General features: G+C 41.2%; 23 protein-coding genes. 22 read left to right on the top strand and 1 reads right to left on the bottom strand.

What is annotated here, in order from left to right:
- Positions 1-59 precede the first annotated feature (59 nt).
- The 8 genes from bhn_RS13950 to bhn_RS13915 all read left to right on the top strand — a co-directional run bounded on the left by bhn_RS13950 (position 60) and on the right by bhn_RS13915 (position 6,489).
- Positions 60-506, top strand: coding sequence for a replication initiator protein A (locus tag bhn_RS13950; RefSeq protein ID WP_071177260.1), 447 nt, complete (start codon positions 60-62; stop codon positions 504-506).
- On the top strand, positions 500-736 hold the full coding sequence (locus bhn_RS13945) for a hypothetical protein (RefSeq protein ID WP_071177259.1): 237 nt from the start codon (positions 500-502) through the stop codon (positions 734-736). Before bhn_RS13950 ends, bhn_RS13945 begins: the two co-directional genes overlap by 7 nt.
- A gap of 54 nt (positions 737-790) precedes the next feature.
- Entirely contained in the window at positions 791-1,144 is a 354-nt protein-coding gene (locus bhn_RS13940; RefSeq protein ID WP_071177258.1) for a helix-turn-helix domain-containing protein, read from the top strand.
- A gap of 197 nt (positions 1,145-1,341) precedes the next feature.
- Positions 1,342-2,412 (top strand): ORF6N domain-containing protein, encoded by a 1,071-nt coding sequence (locus tag bhn_RS13935; RefSeq protein ID WP_083386013.1) that lies wholly within the window; start codon positions 1,342-1,344, stop codon positions 2,410-2,412.
- A 16-nt stretch (positions 2,413-2,428) separates the two neighbouring features.
- On the top strand, positions 2,429-4,108 hold the full coding sequence (locus bhn_RS13930; RefSeq protein ID WP_071177257.1) for a recombinase family protein: 1,680 nt from the start codon (positions 2,429-2,431) through the stop codon (positions 4,106-4,108).
- 108 nt (positions 4,109-4,216) lie between these two features.
- Positions 4,217-5,338: an acyltransferase family protein gene (locus bhn_RS13925; RefSeq protein WP_193399760.1), complete on the top strand. Its 1,122-nt coding sequence runs from the start codon at positions 4,217-4,219 to the stop codon at positions 5,336-5,338.
- Positions 5,335-5,769, top strand: a complete 435-nt coding sequence (locus bhn_RS13920; protein WP_022774247.1) for a helix-turn-helix domain-containing protein — start codon at positions 5,335-5,337, stop codon at positions 5,767-5,769. The genes bhn_RS13925 and bhn_RS13920 overlap by 4 nt, the downstream gene beginning before the upstream one ends.
- 36 nt (positions 5,770-5,805) lie before the next feature.
- Entirely contained in the window at positions 5,806-6,489 is a 684-nt protein-coding gene (locus bhn_RS13915) for a DNA alkylation repair protein (protein ID WP_071177256.1), read from the top strand.
- A 42-nt stretch (positions 6,490-6,531) separates the two neighbouring features.
- Here bhn_RS13915 and bhn_RS13910 read toward each other — a convergent pair whose 3' ends face one another.
- Positions 6,532-7,620, bottom strand: a complete 1,089-nt coding sequence (locus tag bhn_RS13910; protein ID WP_071177255.1) for a PTS transporter subunit IIC — start codon at positions 7,618-7,620, stop codon at positions 6,532-6,534.
- Between the two features lie 123 nt (positions 7,621-7,743).
- Here bhn_RS13910 and bhn_RS13905 point away from each other — a divergent pair, with 123 nt between their 5' ends.
- The 14 genes from bhn_RS13905 (at position 7,744) to bhn_RS13840 (ending at position 21,594) form a co-directional block, all read left to right on the top strand.
- Positions 7,744-8,202, top strand: a complete 459-nt coding sequence (locus tag bhn_RS13905; protein ID WP_071177254.1) for a restriction endonuclease — start codon at positions 7,744-7,746, stop codon at positions 8,200-8,202.
- Positions 8,199-9,038, top strand: a complete 840-nt coding sequence (locus bhn_RS13900) for a DNA-3-methyladenine glycosylase family protein (protein WP_071177253.1) — start codon at positions 8,199-8,201, stop codon at positions 9,036-9,038. Before bhn_RS13905 ends, bhn_RS13900 begins: the two co-directional genes overlap by 4 nt.
- Positions 9,039-9,185: 147 nt before the next feature.
- Positions 9,186-10,298, top strand: a complete 1,113-nt coding sequence (locus bhn_RS13895) for a GntR family transcriptional regulator (RefSeq protein ID WP_083386011.1) — start codon at positions 9,186-9,188, stop codon at positions 10,296-10,298.
- Positions 10,285-11,880 (top strand): xylulokinase, encoded by a 1,596-nt coding sequence (locus tag bhn_RS13890; protein WP_330393220.1) that lies wholly within the window; start codon positions 10,285-10,287, stop codon positions 11,878-11,880. Before bhn_RS13895 ends, bhn_RS13890 begins: the two co-directional genes overlap by 14 nt.
- 21 nt (positions 11,881-11,901) lie before the next feature.
- Positions 11,902-12,597 carry an L-ribulose-5-phosphate 4-epimerase gene (locus tag bhn_RS13885; RefSeq protein ID WP_071177250.1) on the top strand — a complete coding sequence of 232 codons (696 nt, stop codon included), beginning with the start codon at positions 11,902-11,904 and terminating at the stop codon, positions 12,595-12,597.
- Between the two features lie 205 nt (positions 12,598-12,802).
- Entirely contained in the window at positions 12,803-13,633 is an 831-nt protein-coding gene (locus bhn_RS13880) for a transketolase (RefSeq protein WP_071177249.1), read from the top strand.
- Between the two features lie 20 nt (positions 13,634-13,653).
- Positions 13,654-14,595: a transketolase family protein gene (locus tag bhn_RS13875; protein WP_071177248.1), complete on the top strand. Its 942-nt coding sequence runs from the start codon at positions 13,654-13,656 to the stop codon at positions 14,593-14,595.
- Positions 14,595-15,251 carry a ribulose-phosphate 3-epimerase gene (gene rpe / locus bhn_RS13870; protein ID WP_071177247.1) on the top strand — a complete coding sequence of 219 codons (657 nt, stop codon included), beginning with the start codon at positions 14,595-14,597 and terminating at the stop codon, positions 15,249-15,251. Before bhn_RS13875 ends, rpe begins: the two co-directional genes overlap by 1 nt.
- 194 nt (positions 15,252-15,445) lie before the next feature.
- Positions 15,446-16,555, top strand: coding sequence for a phosphate/phosphite/phosphonate ABC transporter substrate-binding protein (locus bhn_RS13865; protein WP_071177246.1), 1,110 nt, complete (start codon positions 15,446-15,448; stop codon positions 16,553-16,555).
- A 149-nt stretch (positions 16,556-16,704) separates the two neighbouring features.
- A complete protein-coding gene (phnC, locus tag bhn_RS13860) occupies positions 16,705-17,478 on the top strand; it encodes a phosphonate ABC transporter ATP-binding protein (protein WP_071177245.1) in 774 nt (257 codons plus the stop codon).
- Between the two features lie 5 nt (positions 17,479-17,483).
- A complete protein-coding gene (gene phnE, locus bhn_RS13855) occupies positions 17,484-18,305 on the top strand; it encodes a phosphonate ABC transporter, permease protein PhnE (protein WP_071177244.1) in 822 nt (273 codons plus the stop codon).
- A 14-nt stretch (positions 18,306-18,319) separates the two neighbouring features.
- On the top strand, positions 18,320-19,132 hold the full coding sequence (gene phnE, locus bhn_RS13850) for a phosphonate ABC transporter, permease protein PhnE (protein ID WP_071177243.1): 813 nt from the start codon (positions 18,320-18,322) through the stop codon (positions 19,130-19,132).
- Positions 19,133-19,136: 4 nt separating this feature from the next.
- Positions 19,137-20,669 (top strand): bifunctional metallophosphatase/5'-nucleotidase, encoded by a 1,533-nt coding sequence (locus bhn_RS13845; RefSeq protein ID WP_071177242.1) that lies wholly within the window; start codon positions 19,137-19,139, stop codon positions 20,667-20,669.
- Between the two features lie 49 nt (positions 20,670-20,718).
- Positions 20,719-21,594 (top strand): methionyl aminopeptidase, encoded by an 876-nt coding sequence (locus bhn_RS13840; RefSeq protein ID WP_071177241.1) that lies wholly within the window; start codon positions 20,719-20,721, stop codon positions 21,592-21,594.
- Positions 21,595-21,615: the final 21 nt, after the last annotated feature.

Here is a 21,615-nt window from a genome sequence, read left to right as displayed (position 1 = left end):
CGAAATAACGCAACTAGTATTTATATTTTTAAGAATTGAAAAAAGAAAGGATTAAACAAATGGGAGATAAGAGTTTTAGAGAGATTTATGAAGATACGAGACTTTTTTACAGGTTACCTAAGAAGCTATTTGAGGATTCTAATTTTAAAGAAATGACATGTGAAGCAAAGATATTGTACATGCTTCTTCTTGACAGGTTGTGCCTTTCAAGAATCAATGGAGAAGACTGGCGAGATGAATACGGCTGTGTATTTATCTATTTCACTATCGAAGAGATGATGAGGCTTATGCATTTGGGAAATAAAAAGATAAATGAACTACTTAAAGAGCTGGAGCACTATGAGCTGATTCTAAGAAGACATATCGGGCTAGGGAGACCTAATAAGATTTATGTTTATGATCTGCTTCGAGCAAGTAATGTAAATTGGAAACCGTTTGCTTCTAAGGCCTCTATCAAGATCAAGGAAGATAGGAATTATCACTTAGGGGAGGAAAGTGCATGCTGAATAACAAAGTCGTGACTATGGATGAAAGTGGTGAAATGGCTGGCTTTGCAGAATTTCTTGCAGGAATTTTTGCAAAATATGCTGATGATGTAAAACTGGAAGATCTTCCTGATCCGGATGCGTTCCTGACTCAGAAGGAAATAAAAAAGCAGTACAGAGTTTATATCAGAGAAGTGCAGAAACTGCTCAATGAGAAAGATAATAATTCCATTGAATATACTTTTGCGTGATGATATCATAACCGTAGTGGCGAATTATAATATATTCGTATATACGGAGGATGTATGACTATAAGCGAGAGAATATTCCAAATACTTAAGGAAAGAGAAATTTCACAGGCATCATTCTGTAAGATGGTTGGTCTTTCAAGAAGTACCGTCAGTGATTGGAAAACCAAAAAGACCAATCCATCTGCCGATAAGATAATGGATATCTGCAATGCTCTTGATATAACACCCGAGCAGCTCCTTACCGGTAAGGGCATAGATGATGACTATACCAGACATACTGATATGGAAGTTAGTTTCGAGGATAAAGAGATTCTTGTTGAATACCATGAGCTTGGAGAGGAACAGCAAAAGAGAGTTCTGGCGTATCTGAAGACTCTTAAAAAGCTGGAGGATCTGGAGAATATCTGAACTTGATGTCGATTTTTTCGACTTCAAGCGCATTGACAATGTCGAGCCTTCAAGGTGCAAAAAAATCACCTTGAATAATATAAAAACACCAATATTCGCAGGCTTGGGATTGGCCGTGTGTTGAGACGTTTAGAGTGAAAAAAATAATATATGTTTTGCGGACGATTTTTTCGACCGCAAATTGTGAAAGGACAATTATGGCTCAAAAGACGAAAAACGAACTGAGAAATGCTGAACTGGAAAAATCAGAGATAGCTGTGATAGAGGTTACTGAGCAATACTTAAGGGAGCGACTGTATGATATTAGAGGGCGTAAGGTGATGCTGGATACTGATTTGGCTGAGATATATGGATATAGTAATAAACGATTCAATGAGCAGGTGCGTAATAATATAGTTAAGTTTGATTCGGATTTTATGTTTGAACTTACTGAAGAAGAAACGGAAGATTTGCGGACGAAATTTCCGACCGCAAATATCAGTGCAAAGAGCAGATATAATCCTCATGTCTTTACAGAGCAAGGGTTGTATATGCTTATGACAGTTTTGAAGGGTGAACTTGCAACGAAGCAAAGCAAGGCTCTTGTGCGTACTTTTAAAATTATGAAGGATTGCATTATTAGTAATCAAAGACTTATCGGCCAACGCGAGGTTATGCAGCTTTCAATGCAGACTTCTGAGAACGCTTTTGAAATCAAGAAGCTCCGCATGGATCTCGGATCTGTTGAGAAGCAGATGTCTGATGTTATGGATCAGCTTGGTGAGGTTGTGACTAAATCTGATCTGGCAGACATGATGAACAGCTTTGTAAATGATGAAGACAATGGCTGGCTCATGTTTAATACAAAGTATTCCAGTGCTGATGTGGCATATTCTTCTATCTATGGTCAGGCAAAGAAAACGATATATCTTGTGGATAACTATATTGGGCTTCGCACACTGGTATTACTGAAGAATGCTGCGCCTGGTGTTGATATCAAGGTTTTCAGTGATAATGTGGGTGTAAATAAGTTGCACAACATCGAATTTAAGGATTTTTGCAAGGAATACCCGGGCCTAAAGATTTCTCTTCAAAAGACAGGAGGCATCTTTCATGACAGGTTTATAGTACTGGATTATGGGACCAAGGATGAAAGAGTATTCCTTTGTGGAGCCTCTTCTAAAGATGCAGGAGCAAGAATAACAAGTATAGTCGAAGATTTTGGAATTCAGAAATATAAACCGGTTGTGCAGTCTTTATTGGGGAATCCGGCGCTTAAGCTTCCGTGATAGGTAAGGTGAGTTAATGAAGAAAAAAGATAAGATTAAAGTATATCTCTACACTCGTGTATCCACCACAATTCAGGTAGATGGATATTCTCTTGATGCTCAAAAGGCCAAAATGAAAGCTTTCTGTGAATATAACGACTACGAGATTGCCGGTGAATATGAGGATGCAGGTATTTCAGGAAAATCCATTGAGAACAGAATAGAATTTGGTCGCATGATGGATGATATAAAATCTGGCAAAGATAACGTTTCTTTTGTTCTTGTATTTAAGCTTTCACGCTTCGGAAGGAATGCAGCTGATACGCTTAGCTCATTACAAACAATGCAGGATTATGATGTTAATCTGATATGTGTAGAAGATGGAATCGATTCCTCAAAGGATGCAGGCAAGCTCATGATATCGGTTCTTTCTGCTGTGGCAGAGATTGAACGTGAGAACATTCGTGTTCAGACCATGGAAGGCCGTATGCAGAAGGCCCGTGAGGGTAAATGGAATGGCGGCTTTGCACCATATGGCTATAAGCTTGTGGATGGTGCTCTTGTGATCAATGAGGAAGAAGCGGTTGCTATTAGAACTATTTTTGATCTTAATGTAAATCATGGAATGGGTGCATCAGGAATTGCCAGGTATCTGGATAATCATGGAATAAACAAGATGCCCAGGCAAAATGGGAAAAGTCCGCTTTTTAATGCAGCGCTGATAAAAAGAATAATAAAGAATCCTGTTTATTGTGGAAAGATAGCTTATGGCAGAAGAAGGATGGAAAAAGTCCATGGTACGAGAAATGAGTATCATCTGGTAAACCATGATGACTATATCCTTGTTGACGGCAAGCATGAGGCACTTGTAACTGATGAAGTATGGGAGCAGGCGCAGATCATTCGTGAAGGAAATGCAGAGAAATACAAGCGCCATAACCGCGTGGAGGATGAAACAATACATCTTCTTTCCGGTATAGTAAAATGCCCTATATGTGGTGCCGGTATGTATGCTAATAAATGTACTAAACGTAAAAACGACGGCTCTTTTTACAAGCATTTTTATTACTATGGATGCAAGCATCGGCGTAAAGACCGCGGATATAAGTGTGATTACAAGAAGCAGGTTAATGAGGAAACCCTTGATAGTGCAGTTTTAGAGATTATATCCGAAATGGTTCAGAACAAGAAAGTTGCGTCAAATTTGAAAAAGCTTATTAACACAAAAGTTGATGTATCGGAGCTGGATAAGGAAATCGAGACGCTAGGTAAGAGGCTCAGACAATGCAATAGTAAGAGAGATGTCATTTTAAATGACATTGATAATCTTGATGTTGATGATAAGCATTACACCAGAAGAAAAGCTGACCTGGAGAACAGTCTTTACAAGATTTATGATAAGATTGAAGAACTCGAGAATCTTATCATGGATGCAAGAGCAAAAAGAAAGACCGTTATTGCTGATAAAATGTCTGTAGATAATGTTTATAAGGCGATCATCTATATTGATAAGTATATTGATAAGATGGATCAACAGGAAAGAAGAGACTTTATAGAACAGATTATCAGTGAGGTTAACATTTATGAGGACAAGACACCGGAAGGGCAATGGATAAAGTCGGTTAAGTTCAGACTTCCTCTTATCACGGAGGACATATCTATTGGTTTGGACAAAGATGACCATGTTGAGACCGTTGTTCTTCTCACAAAGTGCTAAAGCACTTTGTGAGAAGATTACAACGGTCTATGCGTTCGCAACCAAATTTAACAAAAAATAGCAAAACATGTAAGCTTCGCTTGGTAGACAGGTGGAGCTTACTTTTTTATGATTGAGAAAAATGTTAAAATATTTGGCAAAGGTGGTAGAAATATGAGGAAGGTGTACTTAGATAATATTCGCTGGATAACAGTAGTGCTGGTTGTCATTTATCATGTAATCTACATATTCAACGGCGTAACACAACATGGCATCATCGGACCTTTCAGTAAACATCAGCCCCAGGATATATATCAGTACATTGTATATCCTTGGTTCATGTTACTTCTGTTTGTGGTATCCGGCATGTCAGCCCGCTATGAACTAATTAAACGAACAGAAAAGGAATTTATCAGCGTAAGGACGAGAAAGTATCTTGTACCATCAACAATCGGCCTTCTGGTTTTCGGCTGGATTCTTGGCTATTACAACATGCTGATGTCTGGTGCATTTAATTCCATGAACAACGTACCGGGGCCAATCCTTTTCCTGATAATGGCAGTCAGTGGCTCAGGCCCTCTGTGGTACATTCAGATGCTTTGGCTCTTCAGCCTGATACTGGTACTGATCAGAAGGATTGAAAAAGACAGATTCTATAATATCTGTGGTAAAGCAAATCTTTTGACACTTATACTTCTTGTTATACCCGTATATGGAGCGGCGCAGATACTTAACACACCGATAATTGTGGTATACAGATTCGGTATCTACGGACTGGGCTTTATGATCGGCTACTTTGTATTGTCCCATGAGGTCGTGATGGATCGACTTGGTAAAAACTGGCTGTTATTAAGCATCCTTGCCTTCGCATCCTGCATAGCCTTTGTGATTTTATATAAAGGTCAGCCTTATCCGGATCACGTAGTTCTGGACACAATCATGTGCAATGTATACGCATGGTTTGGAACTCTCGGTATACTTGCCTTCATGAAAAAATGGGGAAATTTCACGAATGCTTTCTCAAAGTGGATGTGCCGAAAATCATGGGGCCTCTACGTATTCCATTATCTGATGATAGCGGTCAGCGGATGGTATCTGCATACATTATGTCCGTTCCTTGCCCCTGTCATCGTATATCTGTTGGTTGCAATAGCAGCATTCGCAGGCTCCTACCTTCTGTATGAAATCATGAGCCGCATACCTTTCATAAGGTGGTGTGTTCTGGGAATAAAAAAGGAGAAGAAAGTATGAGTTTTGCAGACAATCTTATGGAATTAAGAAAGCTTAATAACCTGTCACAGGAGGAAATTGCAGAGAAGATAGGCGTATCCAGACAGACGCTTTCAAAATATGAGACCGGAGAGTCGCTGCCGGACATAAAGAGATGTAAGATGCTGGCTGACCTCTTTGGTGTATCCATGGACGACCTTATCTCATATGAAAAGAATGATTCGGACAACCTGGGATATGCTATACCGCCGAAAGGAAAACATATCTTTGGAATGGTCAAAGTGGGAGATAAGGGTCAGATCGTCATTCCTGCCAAAGCAAGAAAGATCTTCGATATTAAAACAGGCGACAATCTGATTGTCCTCGGAGATGAATTCCAGGGTATAGCTCTTATTAAGGAGACGGGCCTTCTCGGTCTTATCAACAGTGCGAAAGAAAGTATAACTGACTAAAAGAATGTAGAAAACAGACCATTGGAGATGAAATATATGACTACGGAAATTCAATCTAAACTATTCGAATTACAAGACAAGAAATATAGAGATTTTCAGAGTGGACTCATTCCTGGTGTTGATGGGTTTGAGGCTATAGGTGTGCGTACACCAGAACTTAGGAAGTATGCAAAAGAGCTTGTGAAAAGAGAAGGTATTGAAGAGTTCTTGAATGACCTTCCTCACAAGTACTTTGATGAGAATCAGCTTCAAGCCTTTATTATCTCAGAGATTAAAGATTTTGATAAGTGTATAGAAGAGCTCGAAAAGTTCCTCCCCTATGTAAATAACTGGGCAACCTGTGATCAGATGTCTCCAAAAGTTTTCAAGAAGCATAAGAATGAGCTCCTAAAGTACATAGAAAAGTGGATGAAGTCAAAAGAAACTTATACCATAAGATTCGCCATAGGAATGCTGATGCAGCATTTTCTTGATGAAGACTTTGATCCTAAGTATCTTAAAGCTGTATCAAAAATAAAGTCAGACGAATACTACATAAACATGATGATTGCATGGTACTTTGCAACAGCGTTAGCCAAGCAGTATGAGAAGGCCTTGCCTTATATCCAGGAAAAGAAACTTGATAAGTGGGTTCACAATAAGACAATACAGAAGGCTATTGAAAGTTATAGACTAACAGCAGAACAAAAAGAGTATTTGAGAACGCAAAAAGTGAAGTAAAAAGCACAGCGCTGAGCGCTGTGCTTTATTTTGTACTTTGTGTCAGAGTGCCATATCTCCTTCTTTTACCCAGCCAAGCTTCTTGACACCTGCGTTGATCACAAGTGAGAAGATTGCTGGAAGAATGATACATACCATAAGAAGTCCGATCCAGTCAAAGGCTGTGATAGCACTCTTAGTACCATCAAGTACGCCGTTTACCCATCCTGTGTAAACACCGATAGGGCCTACAAGTCCGCAAGTACCCATACCTGATGAAACAGGAGCTCCGTTCATCTCAAGCTTAAAGAGACATGTTGCAATAGGTCCAGTGATTGCAGAAGCAAGTGTAGGTGCGATCCAGATGCGAGGGTTCTTGATGATATTACCCATCTGGAGCATTGATGTTCCAAGGCCCTGTGATACTAGGCCGCCCCATTTGTTTTCCTTAAATGAGATAACTGCAAAGCCAACCATCTGAGCACAGCAACCTGCTACAGCCGCTCCGCCAGCAAGTCCTACTAATCCAAAGGCTGCGCAGATAGCTGCAGAAGAGATTGGAAGTGTGAGGGCTACGCCCACAAGAACTGAAACAGCAATTCCCATGAAGAATGGCTGAAGTTCTGTTGCCTTCATAATGACATCTCCGAGCCACATTGCAAGCTGTCCAAGTGGAGGCGCGATCAGCCAAGAGAAGAATATTCCAGTTGCGATAGTAACGAGTGGAGTAACTAAGATATCTATCTTTGTCTCTTTTGACACAGCCTTACCAAATTCTGCTGCAAGAATAGCGACAAAGAGAACTGCCAGAGGACCGCCTGCTCCGCCAAGGGCGTTAGCAGCAAATCCAACAGTGATCATTGAAAAAAGTACAAGTGGTGGGCACTTAAGTGCAAAACCAATAGCTGTAGCCATGGCAGGTCCGCTCATTGCAGATGCAAGTCCGCCGACGGTGTATTCTTTACCGGCGATAGTGGCTACTGTGCTTAATAAAAATGGTATGTTGAACTGTTTACCGACTGTGTCGATGATAGTTCCAATGAGCAGTGAGCAGAAAAGTCCCTGAGCCATTGCTCCAAGCGCATCAATACCGTAGCGCTTAAGTGAGATTTCGATGTCTTTTCGTTTTAAGAATTCCTTTACCTTTTCCATATTTTCTCCCTGTAAATACATGTATTTTTACTACACATCTTCACGATTATACTATATCCTATAATAGATAACTATAGTAATATTAAGGGCTGAGAGCACTTTTGCAAGGATAAAGGTACAAAAATGAAAGAACAACTGATAATAGTTTCAATAATTGTGGCAGCCATACTGCTATCGATGATCATATTTCTTTTGATAAAAAGGCGTAGACTTCGCCCTCTTCCAATGGATGAGATGGAGGGGCACGACTTTGAATACTACTGCGCAGACCTTTTAAAGGACAATGGCTTTCTGGAGGTTGAGGTTACGAAAGGCAGTGGCGACTTTGGGGCAGACATTCTGGCAGAGAAGGATGGCATTACATACGCATTTCAGTGCAAATGCTATGATAAGCCCATAGGAGTCAAGGCGGTTCAGGAGATATATGCCGGAAGAGATTACTATGGCAGAATGGTGGGCGTTGTCATGACCAACCAGTATTTTACCCAGCCTGCGGTGGAGCTTGCTCAGAAGCTTAACATCATGCTATGGGACAGAGGCTACGTAGATGGAATGGATATCCAAAAAGGAAGAACAAAATGAAAATTACTATAAAAGATGATTTTGATCTAAAGAAAATTGCAGAAAGTGGTCAGTGTTTCAGGTTCAATGAGTGTGAAACAGAGGCAGGGACTTTTAGCGTGGCAGCACTAGATAAGCATGTATTTGTAAAAGAGCTTGGAAATTGCGAGTACGAATTTAGCTGTGATAAAAAAGAATTCGATGGCTTTTGGAAGAGCTATTTTGACCTTGAGCTAAGCTATGCTGACATCAGAGGACGCATTAGTAAAAAGAAGGACATCTATTTATATAATGCATCTGAGTATGGCAAGGGCATCAGGATTCTTAGACAGGACCCATGGGAGATGCTTATTTCTTTTATCATCTCTCAGAGAAAAAATATTCCTGCTATCAAGGCATCTATTGAGAAGCTCTGCGCCATGGCTGGAGACCTTATAGTAGAAGATGAAAGAGTGGGAAAGATATATTCTTTTCCAACACCGGAGAAATTAGCAGCTCTTTCTCTTGATAAGCTTAGTAGCTGTAGTCTAGGCTACAGAGATAAGTATGTAAAAAAGGCAGCAGAAGATGTGGCAAGTGGTCTAGTGGATCTTTCTTCTTGGGATAAGCTATCTGATGAGGAGCTTATGGAAGAACTTTTAAAGCTTTTTGGAGTTGGAGTTAAGGTTGCTAACTGCGAGATCTTGTTTGGATATCACAGGCTTGATGCTTTTCCAAAAGATGTATGGATCAACAGAGTGCTTGAAACCAAGTATCCAAAGGGCTTTGATTTTGAAGGATACGCGCCATACAACGGCGTGATGCAGCAGTATCTCTTTTTCTATTCCAGAAATGATGGACTTGGAAAAGACAAATAAGAAAATTTGTACATATACAACTTTATAAATTTGTATATATTACTGATTGATTTTAAAAACTCGTGAATTTATGATGATTATGCTTGGATTAGTAAGTTGCTGACAAAAGTGCAAAAATAATACAAGTTTTAGGGGAGAATACAACTTTTGGCTAAGTACGAGAGCGTAATCGAATGGATAAATTCAAATATAGATAATGGAACTCTTAAGCCTGGATCTAAGATTCCGTCTGAGAATGAGCTGTGCGAGATGTTTGATCTTAGCAGGCAGACCATTAGACATGCTATTGAAGTCATGGCTGGAGATGGCCTTTTGGAGAGCCGCAGGGGAAGCGGAACTTACGTGGCTGATCAGAGGGCAGATGACAGTCTTAGGTCAGTTGTGGCAGTAGTTACAACTTACGTTGATGATTACATCTTTCCTAGCACCATAAGGGGCATAGAGAGTACCCTTAGTGAAAAAGGTTATTCAATTCAGATCTCTTTTACCAACAACACGGTCAACAAGGAGAGACAGATACTCCTTGATGTATTAGATAGAAAAGATATAGCCGGTATCATCATGGAGCCGGTAAAGAGTGCACTTCCAAATCCCAACATGGACTTGTACAAAAGGATAGTTGATCGGGGGATAAAGGTTCTTTTCATAAACAGCTTCTATCCGGAGCTGGATCTTCCACACGTTTCTATAAATGATGAAGAGTGTGCCTATAAGGCGGTCAAGGCGCTGATAAATGCCGGGCACAAAGATATAGGATGTATCTTGAAGCTAGATGATGGTCAGGGGCGCGAGAGATACAGAGGGTATCTTAGGGCTATGACGGAGTTTGGGCTTCCTTTCACCTATGACCACGTGAACTTCATCGACACGATCGATATCAAGGACGGAGCAAGAGCTCTTTCCAGGGTAAAAGAAAGACTTAAGGGCTGTTCAGCTGTCTTTTGCTACAACGATCAGGTGGCTGGCATGCTGATGCAGATACTGTCGGAGGATGGCTTGAAACTTCCTGATGACATGTCGGTAATTGGAATGGATGATTCAGATATAGCGAGAATGGGCGTTGACGGAGTTATGATCTCGTCAATACCTCATCCCAAGCACAGGCTTGGTGAAAAAGCTGCTCAGAATATGATAAGACTCATACATGAGCAGAAAGTGACGTTTAATGCAACTTACGAATTTTCTGAGGACGTGATACTTAGGGATTCGATAAAAGAAAATAAAAAGAGAGGAAATGGAGATTATTATGGGAGAAGTTAAAGGGCTTATAGCTGAGGGAAAGACATTTTTAGGAATCGAATTTGGTTCAACAAGAATCAAGGCGGTTCTTACAGACGAAAAGTACAATCCAATCGCTTCTGGCTCTCATGGTTGGGAGAACAGACTTGAGGATGGTATCTGGACTTACACACTTGATGATATCTGGGGCGGCCTTCAGGACTGCTACGCTAAGCTTACAGAGGATGTAAAGGCTAAGTATGGCGTTGAACTTGAGACGGTTGGAGCTATGGGATTTTCTGCTATGATGCATGGATACATGGCTTTTGATAAGGAAGGTACACTTCTTGCTCCATTTAGAACATGGAGAAACACTATAACAGAGGAAGCTTCTGAGAAGCTCACTGATCTCTTTGGATATCATATTCCTCAGAGATGGAGCATTGCTCATTTGTATCAGGCAATTCTTAATAAGGAAGAGCATGTTTCTAAGGTTGATTTCTTTACAACACTTGCTGGTTACATTCACTGGCAGCTTACTGGGGAGAAGGTTCTGGGCGTAGGCGATGCTTCAGGAATGTTCCCTATTGATTCAAAGACTTGCGATTACAACCAGAAGATGGTTCAGCAGTTTGACGAGCTTATTGCTGACAAGAACCTTTCATGGAAGCTTGAGGACATCCTTCCTAAGTCACTTCCAGCTGGTGCAAGAGCTGGCGAACTTACTGCAGAAGGTGCCAAGAAGCTTGATCCTAGCGGAAAGTTAAAGGCTGGTATTCCAGTATGTCCTCCAGAAGGTGATGCTGGCACAGGTATGGTTGCTACTAACTCAGTAGGCGTTAGAACAGGTAATATCTCAGCTGGTACATCAGTATTCTCAATGGTAGTTCTTGAGCACAGTCTTTCAAAGGCTTATCCAGAGCTTGACCTTGTTACAACACCATCAGGTGAAGAGGTTGCAATGGTTCACTGCAACAACTGTACATCAGATCTTAATGCGTGGGTTGGCCTCTTTAGAGAATTTGCTGGTGCCATCGGCAAGGATGTTGATGATGACACACTTTATGGAACTCTTTACAGAAAGGCAATGGAAGGTGACGCAGATTGCGGCGGACTTCTTGCATATAACTATTTCTCAGGTGAGAGTATTACTGGTTTCAACGAAGGAAGACCTCTTTTCGCAAGAAGACCAGATGCTAAGTTCAATCTTTCAAACTTTATGAGAACACATCTTTACACAGCTCTTGGAGCGCTTAAGGTTGGTAATGATATTCTTATGAAGGAAGAAAATGTTAAGGCTGATTTCTTCTTTGGTCAGGGTGGTTTCTTCAAGATCAGAGGAGTTGGTGACAGAGTTATGGCAGCAGCTCTTGATACACCAATTAAGCTCATGGAGACAGCTGGAGAGGGCGGTCCTTGGGGACAGGCAATTCTTGCTGGATATATGATGCAGAAGGCTGAGGGCGAGACTTTAGAGAAATATCTTTCTGACAAGGTATTTGCAAGCGGTAAGGTTGAGACTTGTGAACCTGTAGCTGCAGATGTAGCAGGATTTAATGAATTCATGAAGGATTACAACGCTGGTCTTGCAATTGAGAAGGCAGCTGTTGATAGTATTAAGTAATCACTTAGCGAGGTATTTAATATGTTAGAAGAATTAAAGAAAAAAGTTTATGAAGCGAATATCTTACTTCCAAAGTATGGTCTTGTTACTTTTACTTGGGGAAATGTAAGTGCCATTGATAGAGAGAGTGGACTTTTCGTGATCAAGCCAAGCGGCGTTGACTACGATACAATGACTCCGGATGATATGGTTGTTATGGACCTTAATGGTAACAAGGTAGAAGGAAAGCTCAATCCTTCATCAGATACTCCAACTCATGTTGAGATCTACAAGGCATTTAAGGAAGTCGGCGGCGTAGTTCACACTCATTCATCCTATGCAACAAGCTGGGCGCAGGCAGGAAGAAGCATTCCTTGCTATGGCACAACTCATGCAGATTATTTCTATGGTGAGATTCCATGCGTAAGATGTCTTACAAAGGATGAGATAGAGTCAGCTTATGAAGAGAATACAGGCCACCTCATTGTCAACGAGTTTAACAGGATGGAAAAAGATCCTGTGGCTGTTCCTGCAGTTCTTTGCAAGAACCACGGTGTATTTACCTGGGGCAAGGATGCACATGAAGCAGTACACAACGCCGTTGTCACAGAGGAAGTTGCTAAGATGGCATACAGATGCGAAGTCATTAATCCAGATGTTAAGCCAGCTCCTCAGGAGCTTCAGGACAAGCACTACTACCGCAAGCACGGTGCCAATGCATATTATGGTCAAAAGTAATCTCTTAGCGAGGTCTTTTCGAGCTTAGAGTACTACTTTGTTCTGTCGAGCGAAGCGAGAGCAGAACTTTATTTAGCATCATTTAGGAAAAGTTCGGCAAAAAATACGATAGACTCATATTTTCAAGTGTGATACATTTTAAATGCATTTAGTAGAAATATGTAATTTTAGAGGTATGATACAAAGTAAAGGAAGTGGAGGAATTATGACAAACAAAGAATTGCAGGTAATTGCAAACGAAGTCCGCAAGGGCATTGTTACAGCGGTTCATGCAGCAGGTGCAGGACACCCAGGTGGATCACTGTCAGCAGCAGATATTTTCACATATCTGTATTTTGAGGAGATGAACATCGATCCAAAGAAGCCACAGGATCCAGATCGTGACCGTTTTGTTCTTTCAAAGGGACACACAGCACCAGGTCTTTATTCAGCAATGGCTCAGCGCGGATATTTCCCAGTAGAGGAGCTTACAACACTCCGTAAGCTTGGTTCAAGACTTCAGGGACATCCTAGTATGCAGTATTTACCTGGTCTTGATATGAGTAGCGGATCTCTTGGACAGGGAATTTCTGTTGCTTGTGGTATGGCACTTTCTGCAAAGCTTGATAATAAAGAATACAGAACATATACACTTCTTGGTGATGGTGAGATCGAAGAAGGACAGGTTTGGGAAGCAGCTATGTTTGCTGGATTCCGCAAGCTTGATAACCTCGTAGTTATCGTAGATAACAACGGACTTCAGATTGACGGACCTGTAGATCAGGTTTGCTCACCTTATCCTATTGATAAGAAATTCGAAGCATTTAACTTCCATGTTATCAATGTTGATGCTCACGATTTTGATGCTCTTAGAGCAGCATTCAAAGAAGCTAGGGAAACAAAGGGTCAGCCTACTGCTATTATCGCACACAGCCTTAAGGGTAAGGGCGTTTCCTTCATGGAAGGCCAGGTTTCATGGCATGGTGTAGCACCTAATGACGAAGAGTACGCTAAGGCAATGGATGATCTTAACAAGATCGGCGAGTCATTAGCTTGATAGAACAGAAGGAGGTTGAAATGAGCGAAGTAAAGAAGATAGCTACCAGAGATAGCTATGGTAAAGAACTTATAGAGCTTGCTAAGGTTAATGATAAAGTCGTTGTACTTGACGCTGACCTTGCAGCAGCAACAAGAACTGGTTGGTTCAAGAAAGAATTCCCAGATCGTCACATTGATTGCGGAATCGCTGAGTGTAACATGATGGGTATTGCAGCTGGACTTGCTACAACAGGTAAGATTCCTTTCGTAAGCACATTTGCTATGTTTGCTACAGGAAGAGCTTTTGAGCAGGTTCGTAACTCAATCGGTTATCCACACCTTAACGTTAAGATCGGCGGAACACATGCTGGTATTACAGTAGGTGAAGATGGTGCCAGCCATCAGTGTAACGAAGACCTTGCACTTATGCGCACAATTCCTGGAATGGTTGTTATGTGTCCGGCAGATGATATCGAGGCTAGAGCTTGCGTAAGAGCAGCAGCAGAGCATGAAGGCCCTGTTTACATCCGTTTTGGACGTGCAGCTTGCCCTGTTGTTAACGATAGACCTGATTACAAGTTTGAACTTGGAAAAGGTACTGTACTTCGTGAAGGAAAAGATGTTAGTATTATAGCTACAGGTATCGGTGTTGGTGCAGCACTTGAAGCAGCTGAGAAGCTTGCTGCTGACGGAATCGATGCTGAAGTAATCAACATCTGCACAATCAAGCCTATTGATAGAGAGCTTGTAGTTGCAACAGCCAAGAAGACTGGCAAGGTTGTAACTGTAGAAGAGCACTCAGTTATTGGTGGTCTTGGAAGCGCTGTATGTGATGTTCTTTCAGAAGAGTGTCCTACAGTAGTTAAGAAGATCGGTATGCAGGATAGATTCGGTGAGTCTGGATCTGCTGCAGCACTTGTTAAGAAGTACGGTCTTGATGGTGATGGTGTATATGCATCAGTAAAGGAATTTCTTAAATAATGATGAATATTTTAAGCCCTTCAATTTTATCAGCAGATTTTTCTAAGCTTGGTGAACAGATAAAAGAAGCTGATCAGGCTGGAGCCCAGTATATTCATATCGACGTTATGGATGGCATGTTTGTGCCATCCATTTCCTATGGTATGCCAGTTATCAAAAGTGTGAGAGGTGTAACATCCAAGACATTTGATGTTCATCTTATGATCATGGATCCTATCAGATATGTAAAAGACTTTGTGGATAGCGGTGCAGATATTATCACTTTCCATCTCGAGGCAGCTCAGGATCCTAAGGCTGTCATAGATGAGATCCACAAGTATGGCAAAAAAGCAGGCATTTCTATAAAGCCTGGTACAGATGCATCAGCACTTGATGAGTATCTTGATATGGTGGATATGATCCTGGTCATGACGGTTGAACCTGGATTTGGCGGACAGAAGCTCATCCCTGAGTGCGCCCACAAGGTTAGAACTGTAAGGGGTATGCTGGAAGCGAAAAAACTTAAAACTGATATCGAAGTTGATGGCGGAATTTATGTTGAGAACGTTTCCCAGCTTTTGGAGGCAGGAGCCAATGTGATAGTATCTGGTTCCGGCGTATTTAAAGGGGATATTCAATATAACGTTAAGCGCTTCCTTGATATTCTTGGAAACTAAGTAGAAAAGTTCATAAAAACGGCATTTTCGTGCTGTGGAACTTTAACGCAATAAAGACAATTCGTTGTTGACAAACCTGTCACTATATCATAGAATTCTAGGCGTGTAATTTGCAGAAAGCTCATGTGTAATACACATGAGCTTTTATTGCGAAAAAATATTTAATAAGCCCATGACTATGGGTAGGAGGAATTATGAAGAAATTTTTTGCAATGATGGTAGCAAGTATTTCATGCGTAGCTATGCTTGCAGGCTGTGGAAACAGCGCATCTACAACAGAAACAACTACTGAGAGCGCACAGGAAAGCTCAGTAGCTTCAACAGAAACTGCAGAAAATACTGAGGTTGGAGCACCTGCAGAGCCAGTTACTATCGACAAGCTCACAATTGGATTCGTTCCATCACGTGATCCTGACGAGATTGTTACTGCAACAGAGCCACTTAAGGAGCTTCTTACAACAGAGCTTGCTGGCCTTGGCTATGATGTTAAGGAAGTAGACATCACTGTTGGAACAAGCTACGAAGCAGTTGGTGAAGGTCTTTCAGCCGGAACTATAGATATCGGTCTTATCCCTGGTGGTACATATGTACTTTACGAGGACGGATGCGATGTAATCCTTACAGCTACAAGAGATGGTCTTTCAATCGAGAGCCCAGAAGCTAAGGATTGGAACGACAACAAGCCAACAGAGCCTACAGAAGAGCAGGTAACTTTCTACCGTGGTCTTATCATTGCTGGTCCTTCAGAGGCTGGTCAGGCTATCTCAGAGAAGGTTAACAATGGTGAGGAGCTTACATGGGAAGATCTTGATGGCCTTAACTGGAGCGTTATGAATTCTTCATCATCAGCTGGATATATCTATCCTTCACTTTGGCTTCAGGACAAGTTTGAGAAGCACATCACAGATCTTTCACACGCTGTACAGGCTGATTCATATGGTAACGCTTTTGCTAGACTTGCTTCTGGTCAGATCGACGTTCTTTGCTGCTATGCAGATGCAAGACGTGACAACGAAGAGAAGTGGACAACAGAGTTCGGTAGAACAGCTAGCATCTGGGATGAGACAAACGTTATCGGTGTTACAGATGGTATCTACAACGATACAATCAGCGTAAGCAAGACATCAGACGTTATGGATGATGCATTCAAGGCAGCTGTTACACAGGCATTTATCAATATCGGAAATTCAGACGCTGGTAAGGAAGTTATTTCAATCTACAACCACAATGGTTATGTAGAGGCTAAGGCTGAGGACTATGAGTCAGAAAGAAAGGCTCAGGAGCTCATTAAGTCAATGAATTAAAGTAATCACTTGGCGAGGTTATGTCGAGCCTAGTGTACTACTTTGTTCTGACGAGCGTTAGCGAGAGCAGAACTACATTATGAATAACATGGGGGAGATATTATTTAATATCTTCCCTTATTTTTAGAATTAGAATCAGGAGAAAAGTAATGATCAAGTTTGAAGACGTAGGAAAAAAATATCCTAATGGTTTTGAAGGCCTTAAGCATGTGAATTTAACAATCGAGCAAGGCGAATTTGTAGCAATTATTGGTTTGTCTGGTGCTGGTAAATCCACATTGATCCGTACCATCAACAGGATGCATGATGTAACAAGTGGTAAACTCACCGTGGATGGTGTTGATGTTATGAGCTTGTCTGGCAAGCAGCTTAGAAGATTCAGAAGAAAAATTGGTATGATCTTCCAGTCATTTAACTTGATCACTAGAACCACTGTAATAAAGAATGTTTTAACAGCATTTGTTCCAGATATGCCTTGGTTTAGATCAACATTTGGTATCTATACAAAGGAAGAGAAGCTCAAAGCTTTAGAGTGTCTTGATAAGGTAGGCATTCTTGATAAGGCTTTCGTAAGAGCTGACCAGCTTTCAGGTGGACAGCAGCAGAGAGTAGCTCTTGCTAGAACACTTGCACAGAATCCACAGATCATCCTTGCTGATGAGCCTGTTGCAGCTCTTGACCCTGTAACAGCCAAGCAGGTAATGGATGACTTTAAGAGAATCAACGAGGACATGAACATTTCAGTCCTTATCAATATTCACCACGTAGACCTTGCTCTTAACTATGCTACAAGAGTGATCGGTATCCGCGAGGGTGAGATCGTATATGATGGCCCAGCTTCTGAGGCTACTCAGGAAGTACTTGATAGAATCTACAACGGAAGAGTAGACAAAGAAGGTAACGTCCAGAAAGAAGTGGGGTGATCACGTTGAGTATTTACGATAAGATTTTTAAGCCTAGAGTATATACGCTTCCTAATGGAAAGTCTGTAGCCAAAAAGGCTTCAAGAGCACCTATCTATGTGATCCTGATCCTTGCTATGTGCTGGCTTTCTGTTAAAATCACAGGCTTTGATATGAAAGTTTTGACAAAGCGTATCGGACAGTTCTTCGTAATCCTCGGAGAGATGTTCCCACCTAACGCTTCATACATGGGTTCAGTATGGAATCCTCTTTTTGACACAATTAAGATGTCACTTATTGGTTCAGTAATTGGCGCTTTGTTATCAGTGCCTTTTGCAATGCTTGCCAGCACCAATGTGTGTCCTAGCAAGATCATTGTTTCAATCATAAGAGTTATGTTCAGTTTGATCAGAACTCTTCCTACAATTGTTATTGCCCTTGTTGCAACTCTTATCTTTGGTCTTGGAACATTGGCAGGTACAGTTGCTATAGCAGTTTTCTCTTTTGGCTACATTGGAAAGCTTACTTATGAAGAAATAGAGACAGTAGATATGGGCGCTTTCGAAGCTATGGAAGCTATGGGCGCTACTAAGACAAGAGCCTTTATCTCTGCTATTATTCCTCAGGTACTTCCTTTCTTCCTTTCAAACTGTCTCTTTAACTTTGAAGGAAATGTTCGTTACGCTGCGGTTCTTGGTTATGTAGGCGCAGGTGGAATTGGTCTTATTCTTAATGAAAAAATAAGCTGGCGTGAGTATCCAAACGTTGGAATGATCCTAGTAGCTCTTTTCGTTACTGTATTCATTATCGAGTCAGTCAGCCGCTATTTACGTAAGAAGTTAGTGTAAGAGTGGAGGAAGATATGAATCAGAGAATAGAAGAAGCTTATGCAAAAAGACCTAAGAACTGGGTCTACAACTTAACAATAGCAGTTATCGTAGCAATACTTATGATCTGGAGTGCTAGTGCTATTGAGACTAGCGGCTCAACAATCGATGGTGGACAGATCGCACTTAATGTACTTTCTGGTATCTTCCACCCTGATCTTGAATTCTTGCTTGATTTTAAAACAACTTCAGGTGTTCCTTACTTGATGCTTGAAACAATGTGTATCGCTTTTCTTGGTACTATCGTAGGTGCGATCATTTCAATCCCACTGGCATTTATTTCAGCATCAAACCTTACTCCAAAGCCAATCGCTTTTGTAGGAAGAATGCTGATCATGGCAGTTAGAACCATCCCTGCATTTGTATATGGTCTTATGTTCATAAGAGTAACAGGCCCTGGAGCATTTGCGGGTCTCCTTACAATGGGTGTCTGCTCGATCGGTATGATCAGTAAGATGTACATTGAGGCTATTGAAGACCTTGATACACACGTTATTGAATCTCTTGATGCTGCTGGATGTAACACATGGCAGAAGATTCGCTACGGAATTCTTCCACAGCTTATGCCAAACTTTGCATCTACTGCGATCTACAGATTTGATATCAACTTAAGAGATGCTACAATCCTTGGTATGGTTGGAGCCGGCGGTTTTGGTGCACCACTTATCTTTGCTATGAATTCCTACAGATGGAACGAAGCAGGTGCCCTCCTTACAGGACTTATCGTACTCATTCTTATCATAGAGTACATTTCAACTAGGATCAGAGTAAAACTTACAAGAGGTTAAATATATGCGCATTGTCTATACATCAGATACACATGGACATGTATTTCCTTTAAACTATGCAAAAAATTGCCCCGAGAATGCGGGGCTTTTTTGTATAGCTTCTCAAATTGAAAAAGATGGAAATACATTAGTGATCGACGGTGGTGATAGTCTTCAGGGCACACCGCTTGTTTCATATTACATAGAACATAAAGATGAATTTGGGTTTAATCCTGTTGCAGAAGGATTTAATGCGATGGGGCTTGATTATTATACCCTTGGTAATCACGATTTTAACTTTGGATATGATGTGATCCTTGATTATGTATCCAGTATGAAAGCACAGCTCGTTTGTGCAAATGTAGAGGATTTAAGAGGAACTCTTGGCATCAGGAAAAACGTGATCCACACCTTGGAAGATGGAACGAGAGTTGGAATCACAGGCGCCGTTACCGGATATGTTAATGTCTGGGAACAAAAAGACCATCTGACAGAGCTTAAGGTATCTGACCCTGTCAAAGCGCTTGAAGAGCAGCTGTCAGAGCTTAAAGGAAAGTGTGATATCACAGTCTGCATCTATCACGGCGGCTTTGAGGAAGATTTGGCTACAGGCAAGAAGTTATCTGATACAACAGAAAACCAGGCCTGTGAGATAGCAAGAAAGCTTGATTTCGATATTCTTTTAACTGGCCATCAGCATATGTCTGTAGAGGGAGTGGAGATTTCAGGAAGCTACGGTGTTCAGCCACCAGACAAAGCCAGCGTATTCTGTGACCTTCAGGTTAAAAGAGCTAATGACAAGTGGGATATTACATCAAAGCTTGCCAAGGTTGAGGCTCCTGATGAGAGATATCAGAAGTTTGAAAGCTATTTTGCCAAGATGGAAGAGCTCACAGGCAGAGTAGAAAAGTGGCTTGATGAGCCGATAGGAAGCCTTGAAAAAGAAATTGAGCCAGAAGGAAAGCTGGAAGCGGCTCTTTATGGAAGCAAGGTTGCTTCTATATTTAATCAGGTTCAGCTTGATTACACAGGAGCGGATTTCTCATGTACAAGCCTTGCCAATGACCCACTTGGCCTTAAGAAGGATATCTCCGTTCGCGACGTACTTGGAATCTACCAGTTTGCCAATACAGTAGAGGTGAAGAAAGTTACAAAGAACGTTATCAAAAAGGCTTTAGAGAGATGCGCAGAGTATTTTGAGATTGATAAAGAGACAGGAAATATCTGTATTTCAAATGTTTTTTTACAGCCAAAAGTTGAGCACTACAATTACGACTTCTATGCTGGACTTGAGTACGAGTTTGATATTACAAAGCCAGTTGGAGAAAGAGTTACAAAGCTCACTCTTCTTGGAGGCGGAGAGTTATCAGATGACAAGGACTATACTCTCGTAACCAGCAACTATAGAGCAACCGGTACTGGCGGATATGAATGCATTGGAAATTGCGAGACGGTTGGAAGCTATTCTGACGAGATGCCAGATCTTTTGATCAGGTATTTAAGAGAGCACAGCCCAGTCGGAGAGATAGTTAATAGCAAGTTGACAGTTAAGGACTGAAAAGGCATACTATATTTGTGAAAATATCGAAATTATGAGAAGGAATGCAATGTATAAGAGACTAGAACGCAATGACTTATGCTGGTGCGGCAGTGGAAAAAAATACAAAAGTTGCCATGCTGCTTTTGATGACAAGCTTATTCAGTTTGAGCATCAGGGTATGATAATTCCCAGCAGAGATCTTTTTAAAACTGAAAAAGACATAGAAGGAATCAAGAAGAGTGCGGTTATCAATATGGCAGTGCTTGATGAGATCGGTGAGAAGATCCACGCAGGTATGAGCACTCAGGAGATAGATGACATCGTTTACAACACTACTACCAAGATGGGCGGAATCCCCGCAGATCTTAATTATGAGGGATTTCCTAAGAGTGTTTGCACATCTATTAATGAAGAAGTCTGTCACGGTATTCCATCTGAGGATATTATTCTTCAGGATGGAGACATCATAAATGTAGATTGTTCTACTATTCTTGATGGCTATTTTTCTGATTCATCACGAATGTTCTGTATAGGTGACGTTTCTCCAGAAAAGAAGAGACTTGTTGATGTAACTAAAGAGTGCCTCGAAGAGGGGCTTAAGGCTGTTAAACCATGGACTCCTATTGGAGATATGGGCAATGCAGTTCATCAGCATGCGCTCAAGAATGGTTATACAGTTGTCAGAGAGATTGGTGGTCATGGATGTGGTAATGCCTTCCATGAGGAGCCATTTGTAAGCTTTGTAAGTAAGCCGGGAACAGGAATGCTCATGGTTCCAGGTATGGTATTTACTATAGAGCCTATGGTCAATATGGGTACAAATGAGATCTTTATTGATGAAGAGAATGATTGGACAGTTTATACCGCAGACTTAAAGCCTTCAGCACAGTGGGAAGTCGAGCTTCTTGTAACTGAGACAGGCTATGAGCTTTTGTGTTGGTAAATAATTTTAAGAAGGGAATAT

The organism is Butyrivibrio hungatei, from assembly GCF_001858005.1.
In the GTDB taxonomy this organism is placed as follows: Bacteria; Bacillota; Clostridia; order Lachnospirales; family Lachnospiraceae; genus Butyrivibrio; species Butyrivibrio hungatei.
The sequence above is the reverse complement of the archived record's forward strand: the minus strand, read 5'-3'. Positions and strand labels throughout refer to the sequence as shown.

Excerpts from the sequence above, each read along its gene's own strand:
- bhn_RS13950 (WP_071177260.1), top strand. The coding sequence starts at position 60 with ATGGGAGATAAGAGTTTTAGAGAGATTTATGAAGATACGAGACTTTTT.
- bhn_RS13945 (WP_071177259.1), top strand. The coding sequence starts at position 500 with ATGCTGAATAACAAAGTCGTGACTATGGATGAAAGTGGTGAAATGGCT.
- bhn_RS13940 (WP_071177258.1), top strand. The coding sequence starts at position 791 with ATGACTATAAGCGAGAGAATATTCCAAATACTTAAGGAAAGAGAAATT.
- bhn_RS13935 (WP_083386013.1), top strand. The coding sequence starts at position 1,342 with ATGGCTCAAAAGACGAAAAACGAACTGAGAAATGCTGAACTGGAAAAA.
- bhn_RS13930 (WP_071177257.1), top strand. The coding sequence starts at position 2,429 with ATGAAGAAAAAAGATAAGATTAAAGTATATCTCTACACTCGTGTATCC.
- bhn_RS13925 (WP_193399760.1), top strand. The coding sequence starts at position 4,217 with ATGATTGAGAAAAATGTTAAAATATTTGGCAAAGGTGGTAGAAATATG.
- bhn_RS13920 (WP_022774247.1), top strand. The coding sequence starts at position 5,335 with ATGAGTTTTGCAGACAATCTTATGGAATTAAGAAAGCTTAATAACCTG.
- bhn_RS13915 (WP_071177256.1), top strand. The coding sequence starts at position 5,806 with ATGACTACGGAAATTCAATCTAAACTATTCGAATTACAAGACAAGAAA.
- bhn_RS13910 (WP_071177255.1), bottom strand. The coding sequence starts at position 7,620 with ATGGAAAAGGTAAAGGAATTCTTAAAACGAAAAGACATCGAAATCTCA.
- bhn_RS13905 (WP_071177254.1), top strand. The coding sequence starts at position 7,744 with ATGAAAGAACAACTGATAATAGTTTCAATAATTGTGGCAGCCATACTG.
- bhn_RS13900 (WP_071177253.1), top strand. The coding sequence starts at position 8,199 with ATGAAAATTACTATAAAAGATGATTTTGATCTAAAGAAAATTGCAGAA.
- bhn_RS13890 (WP_330393220.1), top strand. The coding sequence starts at position 10,285 with ATGGGAGAAGTTAAAGGGCTTATAGCTGAGGGAAAGACATTTTTAGGA.
- bhn_RS13885 (WP_071177250.1), top strand. The coding sequence starts at position 11,902 with ATGTTAGAAGAATTAAAGAAAAAAGTTTATGAAGCGAATATCTTACTT.
- bhn_RS13880 (WP_071177249.1), top strand. The coding sequence starts at position 12,803 with ATGACAAACAAAGAATTGCAGGTAATTGCAAACGAAGTCCGCAAGGGC.
- bhn_RS13875 (WP_071177248.1), top strand. The coding sequence starts at position 13,654 with ATGAGCGAAGTAAAGAAGATAGCTACCAGAGATAGCTATGGTAAAGAA.
- rpe (WP_071177247.1), top strand. The coding sequence starts at position 14,595 with ATGATGAATATTTTAAGCCCTTCAATTTTATCAGCAGATTTTTCTAAG.
- bhn_RS13865 (WP_071177246.1), top strand. The coding sequence starts at position 15,446 with ATGAAGAAATTTTTTGCAATGATGGTAGCAAGTATTTCATGCGTAGCT.
- phnC (WP_071177245.1), top strand. The coding sequence starts at position 16,705 with ATGATCAAGTTTGAAGACGTAGGAAAAAAATATCCTAATGGTTTTGAA.
- phnE (WP_071177243.1), top strand. The coding sequence starts at position 18,320 with ATGAATCAGAGAATAGAAGAAGCTTATGCAAAAAGACCTAAGAACTGG.
- bhn_RS13845 (WP_071177242.1), top strand. The coding sequence starts at position 19,137 with ATGCGCATTGTCTATACATCAGATACACATGGACATGTATTTCCTTTA.
- bhn_RS13840 (WP_071177241.1), top strand. The coding sequence starts at position 20,719 with ATGTATAAGAGACTAGAACGCAATGACTTATGCTGGTGCGGCAGTGGA.